This is a genomic window from Kitasatospora sp. NPDC029367 (genome assembly GCF_055569135.1).
This window is the reverse complement of the sequence record NZ_JBVHYH010000061.1, coordinates 45392-57492: the sequence shown is the minus strand read 5'-3', so window position 1 is coordinate 57492 and position 12101 is coordinate 45392. Positions and strand designations below refer to the sequence as shown.

Below are 12101 nucleotides of genomic sequence, written 5' to 3'. Positions count from 1 at the left end.
AAGAAGAAAAGAGGGGGGGGGGGGGGCAGATCTCTCCCTTCTCCCCCCCCCGGGGGGGGGGGGCCCAAAGGGGCCCTGGAGCCCCAACCCCCCCCCCCCCCTTCGGCGTTCTCAGGGCGTCACCGCTCCCGGGGCGTCACCGCTCTCAGGGCGTCACCGCTCAGGGCCTCACCGCTCTCGGGGCGTCACCCTCACAGCGCGACGCCGAGCAGGGCGTCCACGGTGCGGCTCACCAGGCCGGGCGCGCCGATGTCGGTGCCGCCCGCCGTCTCCTGCTGCGCGGCCCACCGGTCGACGGCGGCCAGCGCGGCGGGCGCGTCCAGGTCGTTCGCCAGCGCGGTGCGGACCTCGGCGAGCAGCTGCTCGGCGGCCGGGCCGTCCGGCCGGGAGACGGCGGCCCGCCAGCGGGCGAGGCGCTCGACGGCCTCGTCCAGGACGGCCTTGGTCCACTCCCAGTCCTGGCGGTAGTGGTGCGAGAGCAGCGCCAGGCGGATCGCCGCCGGGTCGACGCCCTCGCGGCGCAGGGCCGAGACGAAGACCAGGTTGCCGCGGGACTTGGACATCTTCCGGCCGTCCAGCCCGACCATCCCGGCGTGCACGTACGCCTTGGCGTACGGGTGGGAGCCGGTGGCGCTGTGGGCGTGCGAGGCGCCCATCTCGTGGTGCGGGAAGGACAGGTCGCTGCCGCCGCCCTGGATGTCGAAGCCCATGCCCAGGTACTGCAGGGCGATGGCCACGCACTCGATGTGCCAGCCGGGGCGGCCGTGGCCGAGCTCGGTGTCCCAGGCGGGCTCGCCCGGACGGGCGGCCAGCCAGAGCAGGGCGTCCAGCGGGTTGCGCTTGCCGGGGCGGTCCGGGTCGCCGCCGCGCTCGGCGAAGACCGGGCGCATGGCCTCGCGGGTGAGCCCGGAGACCTCGCCGAAGTGCGGGTCGGCGTCGACCGAGTAGTAGATGTCCCCGTCGACCCTGTAGGCGGCGCCGGAGGCCAGCAGCTTCTGGACGATCGGGACGATCCACGGGATCGACTCGACGGCGCCCACGTAGTGGGCCGGCGGGAGCAGCCGCAGGGCCGTCATGTCCTCGCGGAACAGGGCGGTCTCGCGCTCGGCGAGGGCCACCCAGTCCTGGCCGGTCTCGACGGCGCGCTGGAGCAGCGGGTCGTCCACGTCGGTCACGTTCTGGATGTAGAGGACGTCGTGGCCGGCGTCCTTCCAGACCCGCTGCACCAGGTCGAAGGCGTTGTAGGTGGCGGCGTGGCCCATGTGGGTCGCGTCGTAGGGGGTGATGCCGCAGACGTAGATCCGGGCGGTGCCGTCCTGCGGCACGACCTCGCGGACCGTGCCCGCTGCGGTGTCGAAGATGTGGAGGGGGAGCCCCTGACCAGGCAGGGCGGGAACCTCGGAGGCGGGCCAGGCATGCATGGGATCGACCTTAACCTTGAGAACATTTGAAAGCCTAACCAGTAACGAAGATCGACTGGATTAGCTTCCTGCCGTTGCCCGATCACCCTTCGACTGCTCAGGGCCCGTCTTCGCGCGTTCCGTTTCGGACCGGTGACTCCGTCCGATCGTTTTCGGACACGGGTGAGCGCCCGGTCGGCCCTGCCGCCGACCGGGCGCCCGGCTCCCCGGGGGAGCGGCCGGAGCCGCTACGACCGCTGCCAGAGGGCCGGCACGTTCGGCGGCTCCCAGCCCACCAGGGCGGTGTGCGCCTGGAGGCAGAGGTAGGAGGCGCCGGTGTAGGTGACGCGGTCGCCCGCGTTGTAGGCCCGGCCGGCGGCCCAGCTGCCGCTCGGCGGCGTGGTGGGCCCTCCGGTCGGGGTCCCGGTCGGGGTGGTGGTGGCCGTCGGGCTCGGGGTGCCCGGGGTCTGCGGCACGTCCAGCACGAAGTCGAAGGTGGCGTTCTCGCCGGAGCCGTTCCGCTGGACGTTCATCAGCAGCCGGGCGTCGTAGATGGTGTCGGTGTTGTTGCGCGGCTCGCCCGGGAAGTACAGCTGGGTGGTCAGGATCGGGCGGCCGGGGGCCTGGAGCTTGACGTGCAGGTGCCGGGTGCGGCCCGGGTAGAGGCCCGGGACGACGGTTTCCAGCCGGTACGCGCCGTTGGCGTCGGTGAACTGGTGGCCGCGGAAGGTGTAGCCGACGTTGTCGTAGTTCCCGCCGTCGTCGGCCTGCCAGAAGTCCAGCAGCACGCCGGGGACGGGCCGGCAGGCGCGGCCGAAGACGTAGCCGCTGACGGTCAGCCGGGTGCCCGGGCCGTCGTTCACCATCGAGCTGCGCAGCGGGGAGTCGGGCTTGAAGTACGGACCCTCGATCTGCTCGACGGTCGGGTCGTCCCCGTCGTGGCACTCGGGGGTCAGGCCGGGGATGCGGCCGGCGCCGACCCTGTCGCGGGCCAGGGCGACCCCGCCGCCGACGAGCAGCGGTGCGGCCCCGAGCGCGGCGGCGGCCTTGAGGACGGTCTTGCGGCTGATCATGCCGTCGGACGGGGGCATGCGCCGTCTCCTTCCGGTGGATCCTTCGCGGGGGAGCTGAGGGCGGCCCTTGCCATGGTGGGGGCATGACAAGGGCCGAACCGGCCGCCGTCCGCGCGCTGGACCGGCCGCCGGTGGCCGCTAGGAACGTTACGGACCGTCCGGCGCGACGGCGATGGACATGATCCGGGGATCGTGGTGATTTCCGTCGACCCTGGCCCGGAACTCCCCCGGGGTCATCCCGGTCTCCCGCCGGAAGAAGCGGCAGAAGTACGCCGGGTCCGCGAAGCCGGCCTCCTTGGCAACCTGACGAATCGTCAGATCGGTGCAGGCGAGCAGCCGTTTGGCCTCCAGGGTCTGCTGCCGGCGGATCAGTCCGCCCGGGGTGCGGCCGGTGGCCTGCTTGACCAGGGTCTGCAGGTGCCCCGGGGAGACCCCGAGTTCCTGGGCGGTGGAGGCCACCGAGTGCCGCACCCCGCCCGGCTTGGCGATCAACCGGGTGAAGGCGGCCGCCAGTTCGGCCGGCCTACTGGGCACCGCGGGCCGGTCGTCCGGGGCGCAGGCGCGCAGGGCCCGGACGATCAGGATGTGCAGGCTGGCCCGTAGCACGCCCTGGTAGCCGGGCGCCCTGGTCCGGTACTCCTGCTCCATGTCGGCGAGCAACCGGGCGATGGCGCCGGCCTGTTCACCGAGCGCGATGCCGGGGCGGGCGGCCAGGGCGCGCAGCGCGGCGAGGTCCTGCGGGTGCCCCAGCAGGAAGTCCTCGTTGAACAGGACGACCCGGCCGGTGAGTTCCTCGGCGTCCGCCCAGTGGTGCACCTGGCCGGGCGTGATCACGCACAACTGCGGTGGCGCCAGCGCCCGGTGGACCAGGTCCAGGACGTGGGCGCCGTGGCCGCCGGTGACCATGACGATCTCGTGGAACGAGTGCCGGTGGGGGAAGTTGGCGCGGGAGAGCGGGCCGATCGCGTCGAAACTGCCGATCGCGAAGGGCAGCACGTGGGGCAGTGGGACCTGCAGGCGGTGCAACGGCAGGTCCGGCGCGGTTCGGGGGGTGGGGGTGGTCCGTCGCACGTCCATCGGAGCAGTGTGCGACCTGTTCCGGTGACAGGTCCAGACCACCGGCCGGTAACCCGGGCCGAACCCCCGCCGCGCCGCGGAACCCGGGCTACACCGGCGGCCAGGGGATCGCGGGCCAGTCCGCGGAGGGCAGCGGGTGTGTGCCCGAGTCCCGCAGCCCGGCCACCCGGGCCCGGGTGGCGTCCAGTTCGGCGGCGGTCAGGTGCGGGGCCAGCCGCTCGGCCAGCGCCCCCTCCAACTGCTCGGCCAGCCCGGCCAGCACCTCCAGCGCCTCGGCGGGCAGCGGGTCGCCCGCCCAGCCCCAGAGCAGGGTGCGCAGCTTGCCCTCGGTGTTGAAGGTGACGCCGTGGTCGATGCCGTACACCCGGCCGTCGGCGGCCGGGATCAGGTGGCCGCCCTTGCGGTCGGCGTTGTTGAGCACCGCGTCCAGCACCGCGAGCCGGCGCAGCCGCCGGTCGTCGTGGTGCACCAGCAGCGCGGTGCGGCCGCCCTCGACCTCGGCCCGGACGATCGGCAGCCAGCCCTCCTCCGGGCCGGCCGGGTCCTGCAACGCCAGCAGCGGCTCGGCCTCCGGGTCGGGCTCGACCCACAGCTGCACCATGCCCGGCCCGTGCGGGCCGTCGCGCAGCACGGTCGGCGGGATCAGCTCCCAGCCGGTCGCCGCGGACAGCTCGTACGCGGCGACCTCGCGGCCGGCCAGGGTGCCGTCCGGGAAGTCCCACAGCGGGCGCTCGCCCGCCACCGGCTTGTAGACGGCCTGGGCGCTCAGCCCGTCGTGCTCGACGGTGCAGTACAGCGCGGCATTGGAGGCCTCGGTGAGCCGGCCGTGCACGGTCAGCCCGCCCCGGCGCAGCAGGGCGAGGGCGGTGGGCACGTCGGCGGCGAGGGCGGCGGCCGCCGCCGGGTCGGCCTGCGGCGGGGTCTCGGTGTTCAGCGCCGGTAGCCGTTCGCGCGCGGGCACAGGTGGCCCTCCGGGTCCAGCGGCAGGTTGCAGAACGGGCAGGGCTTGCGGCCGGCCGCGACCAGGTCCAGCGCACGCTTGGCGAACACCCGGGCCATCGCGCCGGACAGCCGCACCCGCAGCATGTCCGGGCCGTTCTCGTCGTCCTGGAAGGCGGCCTCCTCGCCGTCCTCCTCCTCGTCCTCCACCAGCGCCTGGGCCTCGACCACCAGGCAGGCGTCCACGCTGTCCCAGGCCAGGGCCATCGTGCCGACCCGGAACTCCTGCTCCAGCGGGAGGTCCAGCGGGGCGGTGTCGAGCAGGTCCTTGGGCGCGGCGGCCGGGATGGCGGCGTCGCCCCCGCTGCGTCGCAGCGCCTCGTCCAGGACCTCCTCGATCCGTTCGGCGAGCGCGGCGACCTGGGTCTTCTCCAGCAGCACGCTGGTGATCCGGCCCCGGGCGCTGGCCTGCAGGTAGAACGCCCGGGCGCCGGGCTGGCCGACGGTGCCGGCCACGAACCGTTCGGGCTGGTCGTAGAAGAAGACCTGACGGGGCACGCTCTAGCTCCGGATCGTGTCGGTTTGTGCGGATCCGCCAAGGGGGATCGCGGGGTTGTCCACCTGGGCCGGTGGTCGGACTACTGGGCACTCACCAGTCACCCTACGACCTCCGGGCCCCGGCCGGGGAGCCGAGCCGGGGGCCGCGGACGGGGTGGCACCCGCGGGGTCGGACGGTGTCGCGCGCCGTTCGGACGGGTGCGCGGGGCGGGCGGGAGGGGCGGGCGGGGAGGGGGCGAGCGGCACCGCTCAGACCGTGCCGCCGACCACCGCGTCACCGGCCGGGGTGGCCGCGGCGGCCGAGGGCCGGGGCGCCAGCGAGGCGAGGTCGCCGGTGTCGCCCGTTCTGAGGACGAAGGGCCGCTGCGGGGTGTAGCGGATGGCGGTGACCGAACAGGGCTCGACGCTGATCCGCTGGAAGTGGTCCAGGTGCAGGCCGAGCGCGTCGGCCACCACCGCCTTGATCACGTCCCCGTGCGAGCAGGCGATCCAGACCGCGTCCTCGCCGTGCTCCTCGGCGACCCTCGCGTTCCACTCGCGGACGGCGTCGACCGTACGGTGGCTCAGCGCGCGCAGCGACTCGCCGCCCGGGAAGGCCGCGGCGGAGGCGTGGTCCTGCACGGTGCGCCAGAGCGGCTCCTTGGCCAGCTCGGCCAGCGGACGGCCGGTCCACTCGCCGTAGTGGCACTCCCCCAGCCGCTCGTCCTCGGTCGGCGCGCCCAGCTCGGGGCGGGCGGCGAGCAGCGGCTCCAGGGTCTGCCGACAGCGCTCCAGCGGGCTGCTGACGGCGAGCGCCAGCGGGATCCCGGCCAGCCGGTCGGCGAGCGCGGCGGCCTGGGCGCGCCCGGTGTCGTCCAGGTCCACGCCGGGGGTCCAACCGGCCAGGATCCCGGCGGTGTTCGCGGTCGAGCGGCCGTGACGGACGAGCAACAGGGTGGGCATGGGGCTCAGCCTACGGCCTCCGGACTCCGCCGTGGGGTGCGGTCCGGGAGTCGGCAGTCGGGGGCGCCTGGACGGGACTCGTCGCGCGGGGCTGTCGTCGCGCAGGGTCCGTCGCGCAGGGCCCGTCACGCAGAGCTCGCGTCGGCCCGGTGGCCCGGCTCCCGGCCCGGCGGGCGTGCCCGGGGGACAATGGCCCACATGATCGTGCACTGCGCCGCGTACCGGGACGGCCGCCGGCTCGGGGCCTCCGAGGACCTGACCGACTCGCTCGCCACCGCCCGCGAGGCCGGGCCGGGAGCCTTCGTCTGGATAGGCCTCCTCGAACCGACGACCGAGGAACTCGACCGGGTCGGCAAGGAGTTCGCGCTGCACCCGCTGGCCGTCGAGGACGCCGTCAGCGCCCACCAGCGCCCCAAGGTCGAGGCCTACCAGGGCTCGCTGTTCGTCGCCCTCAAGACCCTCGGCCACCACGCCGACACCCGTACCGTCACCAGCGGCGAGGTGATGGTCTTCCTCGGCCCGGACTTCGTGATGACCGTCCGGCACGGCGAGGACACCCCGCTCAGCGGCCTGCGGGCCCGGCTCGAACAGCAACCCGAACTGCTGCGCTACGGCCCCAGCTCGGTGCTGCACTCGGTCTGCGACACCGTGGTGGACGGCTACGTCGAGGTGGCCACCGCGCTCCAGGCCGACCTGGACGAACTGGAGGCGGACGTCTTCGCCCCCGGCCGGGTCGGCCGCGACACCGCCGGGCGGATCTACGGCTACAAGCGCCAGGTGATGACCGTCCGCCGGGCCGTCGCCCCGCTGCTGGAACCGATGCTGCGGCTGGAGCGCGGCGCCCCCTTCGTCCAGCCGGAGACCGCCCCCTACCTGCGGGACGTCGCCGACCACCTGGCCCGGGTGAACGACCAGGTGGACGGCATGGACCGGCTGCTGTCCGACATCCTCGGCGCCAACCTGGCCCAGGTGAGCGTGCAGCAGAACAACGACATGCGGAAGATCTCGGCCTGGGCGGCGCTGGCCGCCGTGCCGACCATGATCGCGGGCGTGTACGGGATGAACTTCGACGACATGCCCGAGCTCCACCAGCCGTGGGGCTACCCGGCGGTGCTGTCGCTGATGGCGCTGGTCTGCGTGGTGCTGCACCGGGTGTTCAAGCGGCACGACTGGCTGTAAGTGCCGCTCGCCTCCCGCCCGGTGGACCGCAGGCGGCGGTGCACACCCGGTGGAGCACACCCGCGGAGCACACCGGCGGATCACACCTGGCGGAGCAGACCCGGAGGATCAGGCCAGTCCGGCGCGCTCCAGCGCCTCGACGCCGGTGCGCAGCGCCTGGATCCGCTCGTCCAGCGTGAAGCCGGAGGGGGCCAGGGTCAGCGTGGTGACACCGGCGTCGGCGTAGGCCTGCATCCGGTCGGCGATCCGGGCGGTGTCGCCGATCAGCGAGGTGGCGTCGATCAGGTCGTGCGGGACGGCGGCCGCGGCGCCCGCGTAGTCCTTGGCCAGGTACTTCTCCTGGATCTCGTCGGCGGCCTGCTCGTAACCCATGCGCCGGGTCAGCTGGTTGTAGAAGTTCTTCTCCTTGCTGCCCATGCCGCCGATGTACAGGGCGGCGTAGGAGCGCTGGGAGTCGACCCCGGCCTTGATGTCCTCGCCGACCGCGAGGGTGACGGTCGGGCAGAGGTCGAAGCCCTCCAGGGACTTTCCGGCCTTGGCGCGCCCGGCCTTCAACGGGTCCAGCGAGAGCGCGGCGTGCTCGGGGGCGAAGAAGATGCCGAGCCAGCCGTCGGCGATCTCGCCGGTCTGCTCCAGGTTCTTCGGGCCGATCGCGGCGATGTACAGCGGAATCTGCTCGCGCACCGGGTGCACGGTCAGCTTGATCGGCTTGCCCGGGCCGCCGGGCAGCGGAAGGGTCCAGTTCTCGCCCTCGTGCACCAGGCGCTCGCGGGACATCGCCTTGCGGATGATCTCCACGTACTCGCGGGTGCGGGCGAGCGGCTTGTCGAACTTCACGCCGTACCAGCCCTCGGAGACCTGCGGGCCGGAGACGCCGAGGCCGAGCCGGAAGCGGCCGCCGGAGAGGGTGTCCAGGGTCGCGGCGGTCATCGCGGTCATCGCCGGGGTGCGGGCCGGGATCTGGAAGATGGCCGAACCGACGTCGATCCGCTCGGTCTTCGCGGCGACGAAGCTCAGCACCGTCGCGGCGTCCGAGCCGTACGCCTCCGCCGCCCAGCAGACCGAGTAGCCGAGCCGGTCCGCCTCCTGGGCCACCGCGATGTTGTCGGCGTCCATGCCGAGTCCCCAGTAGCCGAGGTTGATGCCGAGTCGCATGTGCCGAACCTTCCAGTCGGGTGGGCCCGGTGGCCAGTCGGGCGGGCGTCGTGGCCGGTCGGGCGGGGCGTGCCAGCACGTCGGGCGGGCCTGCTGGCGAGCGTAGCCGCGTCCCCGCAGGTCATGCTACTGACGGGTAGTGGTGGTCTGGGTCACACCTGCCGCATTGATCGTTCTGCGGGTCTGCGCCCCTGCCCGGGGACCGGCCGCTACGCTCAGCCGACGTGGGGAGCACTCGCCCCACCTGCGCGTTTACAGGGGCTCCCGGGGCCACCGGGGCCACCGGCCAGTGGAGGGCCCGTCCGATGGAAAAGCGTCACCTCGGCCGTACCGGCCTACAGGTCTCCCGCCTCGGTCTCGGCACCATGACCTGGGGCCGCGACACCGACGAGCAGGAAGCCGCCGAGCAGCTCAAGGAGTTCGTCGACGCCGGCGGCAACCTGGTCGACACCGCCGACGTGTACGCCGACGGCGGGGCCGAGTACCTGCTCTCCCGCCTCACCGACAGCCTCGTCCCCCGCTCCGAACTCGTCATCGCCACCAAGGCGGGCAGCGTCCCCGAGTCCACCCGCCGCTTCGACGGCTCCCGCGGCCACCTGCTCGGCGCCCTGGACGCCTCGCTGCGCCGGCTCGGCACCGACTACGTCGACCTGTGGCAGGTCCACGCCTTCGACCCCAACACGCCCCTCGAGGAGACCCTCAGCGCGCTCGACATCGCCGTCTCCTCCGGCCGCGCCCGCTACACCGCCGTCTGCGACTTCAGCGGCTGGCAACTCGCCAAGGCCGCCACCTGGCAGCGCGCCCACCACGACCGGATGCCGCTGGCCGGTGCCCAGGTGGAGTACTCGCTGCTCCAGCGCGGCATCGAGCGCGAGGCGCTGCCCGCCGCCCTCGACGCCGGGGTCGGCATCCTGGCGGGCTCGCCGCTCGGCCGCGGGGTGCTCACCGGCAAGTACCGGCACGGCGTTCCGCAGGACTCGCGCGGCGCCTCGCCCTACCTGTCCGGGTTCGTCCAGCCCTACCTCGGGGAGCGCTCCCGGCGGATCGTGGACGCCGTCGCCACCGCTGCCGACGGGCTCGCCAGCAGCCCGCTGGCGGTCGCGCTGGCCTGGGTCCGGGACCGGCCCGGGGTGGCCAGCGCGCTGATCGGGGCGCGCACCGTGGCGCAGCTCCAGGCGGCACTGTCAGTGGAGGCGCTTACGCTTCCGGGTGAGATCCGCGGGGCGCTGGACGACATCTCGTCGCCGGTGCACCGCTACCCGGACCAGGGGTGGACGGAGCTGTAGCCCTGGAGCCGGTCGGTCGAACCGGGCGGTCGAACCGGTTGGTCGAACCGGTTGGTCAGGCCGGCGGCCGAACCGGTGGTCGAGCAGAACGAGCAGTGCAGAACGTGCAGTGGAGTGAGCTTTGGAGCGGACGACGATGAGTGGCACGGGCAACGGCGCTCCGGAGGGGGCTGCGGCCGCGGCCGCGCCCGACCAGGCGACGATCGCGGAGATCGTGGCGCGGATGCGCCGGATCGAGCAGCAGGAGGCGCGGCCGGGGGCCCACCGGCTCGGGCCTTCCGCTCCGAAGGCCTTGGGGGCCGAGGGGGCCGAGGAGTCCGGGGAGCCTGAGGACACCGAGGGGTCTTCTGAGGGGCCCGAGGCCGAGGGGTCCGCGCCGGGTGTCGGTGAGGCGCCGGCCGATCAGCCGGCAGCTGAACCGGCCGCGGTTGCCCCGGTCACCCCGCCGGTCGCCCGGCCTTCCGCTCCCCCGCTCGCCGCGCCGATGCGGCCCGCCGCGCCGAGCGAGGAGGCGCTCCGGGAGACCGCCGCCGTGCTGACCGAAGGTGGCGCCCCCGTCGACCTGGCCGCCGCCGCGGTGGCCGCGCTCGGCGAGGAGGCCGCGAAGCAGCTGCGCGAGGACCCGTGGGCGGTCCTCGGGCTCCCCGGTGTGCGCCCCGAACACGCGGACCACTTCGCCCGCGGCCTGCTCGGAGCCTCGGTCGGCCCGGACGACGAGCGACGGGCCCGGGCCCTGGTGGTCTGGCTGCTGGAGCAGGCGGCGCTGCGCGGGCACTCGGCCCAGGACGCGAAGGACGTGGTCGCCGGGCTGGAGCGGCTCCGGGTCCCGGACCCGCTCGCCGCGATCGCGGAGGCGGTCGCCGAGGGGCGGCTGCTGTCGTTCCAGGAGGAGCTGACCGGCCCCGGGGCCCCGACGGCGGGCGGCGAGGAGGACGAGGACGAGCCGCCGACCCGGATGCTGCTCGCGCTGGAGGGGCCGGCGATGGCCGAGGACAGCCTCGCCGAGAAGCTGCTCCAGCTGATGGCCACCTTCGTACCGGGCGAGGACGCCGAGGAGCAGGACACCGAGGAGCAGGACAGCGAGGGGCAGGACGGCGAGCAGCCCTCGTCGGAGGCAGGCTCCGAGGAGTCCGCCGAACCCGTACCCGCCGCTCCCGGCCCCGCCGCCTGGGAGGCCGCCGCCGAAGCGGCGCCGTCCCCCTCCGCGGCCGCCCTGATCCGGGCCGTCGCCGGGAGCGCCCTGGTGCTGCACACCGGCGGTGAAGCGGCCCGGGCCGAGCCGGCCGCGCTGCTCGCCGCCGCCACGGGGCTCGGCCTGCGGGCCTGGGCCGCCACCTGGACCGACCAGGGCCGGGACTCCTTCGACTCCCTCTCCCCCGCCGCGACGCCGGTGGCGACCCTCGCCGAGCTGCTGTCCGGTACGGCCGGCCCCGGCCGCGCGGCCGACGGCACGCTCGCGCTGGACCTCCTGGTCCTGCTGGACGCGCCGCTGCTGGACGTCGAACTGGCCGCCACCGTCCTGGAGTCGCTCGCCGACGGCACCCGGCTGGTGCTCAGCGGGGATCCGGGCCAGCTCTGGTCGGCCGGGCCCGGCAGGTTCTTCGCCGACCTGCTGGCCGCCAAGGCCTGCCCGGCGGTCGCCTCCCGCACCCCGGACTTCGGCCCGATCGGCGAGCTGGTCTCCGGGGTCGGCGTCGGCGAGCTGCAGCCGGTCGAGGCGCCGGACAAGGAGGTGGTCATCCTGACCGCCAAGGACGGCGGCGAGGCCGTGCACCGCGCCGTCCAGCTGCTCACCGACTCCATCCCGCGCGCGCTCGGCATCCCTGCCGAGCAGGTGGTGCTGCTCACCCCGGGCCACGGCGGCCCGGCCGGCACGCGGGCGCTGAACGCGGCCGCGAAGGCCCGGCTGAACCCCGGCCCCGGCCGGTTCGGCGGCTTCGACCCGGGTGACCGGGTGGTGGAGTCCCCCGCCCCCGGGGTCACCCGCCCGGCCCGGGTGCTGGACGGCGACGCGGCCGGACTGCACCTGGAGTTCCCGGACGGCTCGCGCCGGACCGTCCCGCCCGCGGAGGCCGGCCGGCTGCGGCACGGCTGGGCGCTGACCGTCCACCAGGCGCTGGGCCGCCGCTGGCCCGCCGCGGTGGTCGTGGTCCCGGAGGACGCCGGGCCGGCGCTCTCCCGGCAGTGGGTCTACACGGCCTTCGGGCGCGGCGAGCGGCACCTGTCGGTGGTCCACGCGGCGGGCCCGGCGCTCGCCCAGGCCGTGGCCGAGCGCCCGGCGCAGCCGCGCACCACCCGGCTCAGGGCGATCCTCGCGGAGAACGCGGTCGCCGAGGACTGATCCGCCCGTCGGCCGACCGACCGAAGAACGTGCGAGGGGGGGGGGGGGGGGGGGGGGGGGGGAGCCCGCACGGTCTGTCGAGGGTGGGGGGTGGGGGGTTCTTTGTCGTGGGACCCTTCTCCCCTGGAAAAGAAGAAACAAAAACGCGGGG

Annotated in this window: 10 protein-coding genes; 3 read left to right on the top strand and 7 right to left on the bottom strand. The window is 74.6% G+C overall.

Annotation, left to right across the window (positions count from 1 at the left end; all coding sequences use genetic code 11):
• Window positions 1–191 precede the first annotated feature (191 nt).
• From mshC to ACZ4W5_RS27710, 6 genes are all read right to left on the bottom strand, one after another.
• The gene (mshC, locus tag ACZ4W5_RS27735) at window positions 192–1421 is read right to left on the bottom strand and encodes a cysteine--1-D-myo-inosityl 2-amino-2-deoxy-alpha-D-glucopyranoside ligase (protein ID WP_465657605.1); all 1230 of its coding nucleotides are present in this window, start codon (window positions 1419–1421) and stop codon (window positions 192–194) included.
• Between the two features lie 227 nt (window positions 1422–1648).
• Window positions 1649–2491, bottom strand: coding sequence for a dioxygenase family protein (locus ACZ4W5_RS27730; RefSeq protein ID WP_465657604.1), 843 nt, complete (start codon window positions 2489–2491; stop codon window positions 1649–1651).
• Between the two features lie 129 nt (window positions 2492–2620).
• On the bottom strand, window positions 2621–3550 hold the full coding sequence (locus ACZ4W5_RS27725; protein WP_360230349.1) for a helix-turn-helix transcriptional regulator: 930 nt from the start codon (window positions 3548–3550) through the stop codon (window positions 2621–2623).
• Window positions 3551–3638: 88 nt separating this feature from the next.
• Window positions 3639–4424, bottom strand: coding sequence for an SCO1664 family protein (locus ACZ4W5_RS27720; RefSeq protein ID WP_465657607.1), 786 nt, complete (start codon window positions 4422–4424; stop codon window positions 3639–3641).
• Between the two features lie 56 nt (window positions 4425–4480).
• Complete coding sequence (locus ACZ4W5_RS27715; protein WP_360230351.1) at window positions 4481–5047, bottom strand: DUF3090 domain-containing protein; 567 nt, start codon at window positions 5045–5047, stop codon at window positions 4481–4483.
• Window positions 5048–5296: 249 nt separating this feature from the next.
• Window positions 5297–5989 (bottom strand): histidine phosphatase family protein, encoded by a 693-nt coding sequence (locus ACZ4W5_RS27710; RefSeq protein WP_465657603.1) that lies wholly within the window; start codon window positions 5987–5989, stop codon window positions 5297–5299.
• A 198-nt stretch (window positions 5990–6187) separates the two neighbouring features.
• Between ACZ4W5_RS27710 and ACZ4W5_RS27705 the strand changes: the two genes are divergently transcribed.
• Window positions 6188–7168, top strand: coding sequence for a magnesium and cobalt transport protein CorA (locus tag ACZ4W5_RS27705; RefSeq protein ID WP_360230355.1), 981 nt, complete (start codon window positions 6188–6190; stop codon window positions 7166–7168).
• 108 nt (window positions 7169–7276) lie between these two features.
• Here ACZ4W5_RS27705 and ACZ4W5_RS27700 read toward each other — a convergent pair whose 3' ends face one another.
• Window positions 7277–8323, bottom strand: coding sequence for an LLM class F420-dependent oxidoreductase (locus tag ACZ4W5_RS27700; RefSeq protein WP_360230357.1), 1047 nt, complete (start codon window positions 8321–8323; stop codon window positions 7277–7279).
• A 305-nt stretch (window positions 8324–8628) separates the two neighbouring features.
• On the opposite strand from ACZ4W5_RS27700, the gene ACZ4W5_RS27695 reads away from it, so the two are divergent.
• Together ACZ4W5_RS27695 and ACZ4W5_RS27690 are read left to right on the top strand one after the other, a co-directional pair.
• A complete protein-coding gene (locus ACZ4W5_RS27695; protein WP_465657600.1) occupies window positions 8629–9609 on the top strand; it encodes an aldo/keto reductase in 981 nt (326 codons plus the stop codon).
• A 136-nt stretch (window positions 9610–9745) separates the two neighbouring features.
• On the top strand, window positions 9746–11950 hold the full coding sequence (locus tag ACZ4W5_RS27690; protein WP_465657599.1) for a helix-hairpin-helix domain-containing protein: 2205 nt from the start codon (window positions 9746–9748) through the stop codon (window positions 11948–11950).
• Window positions 11951–12101 lie beyond the last annotated feature (151 nt).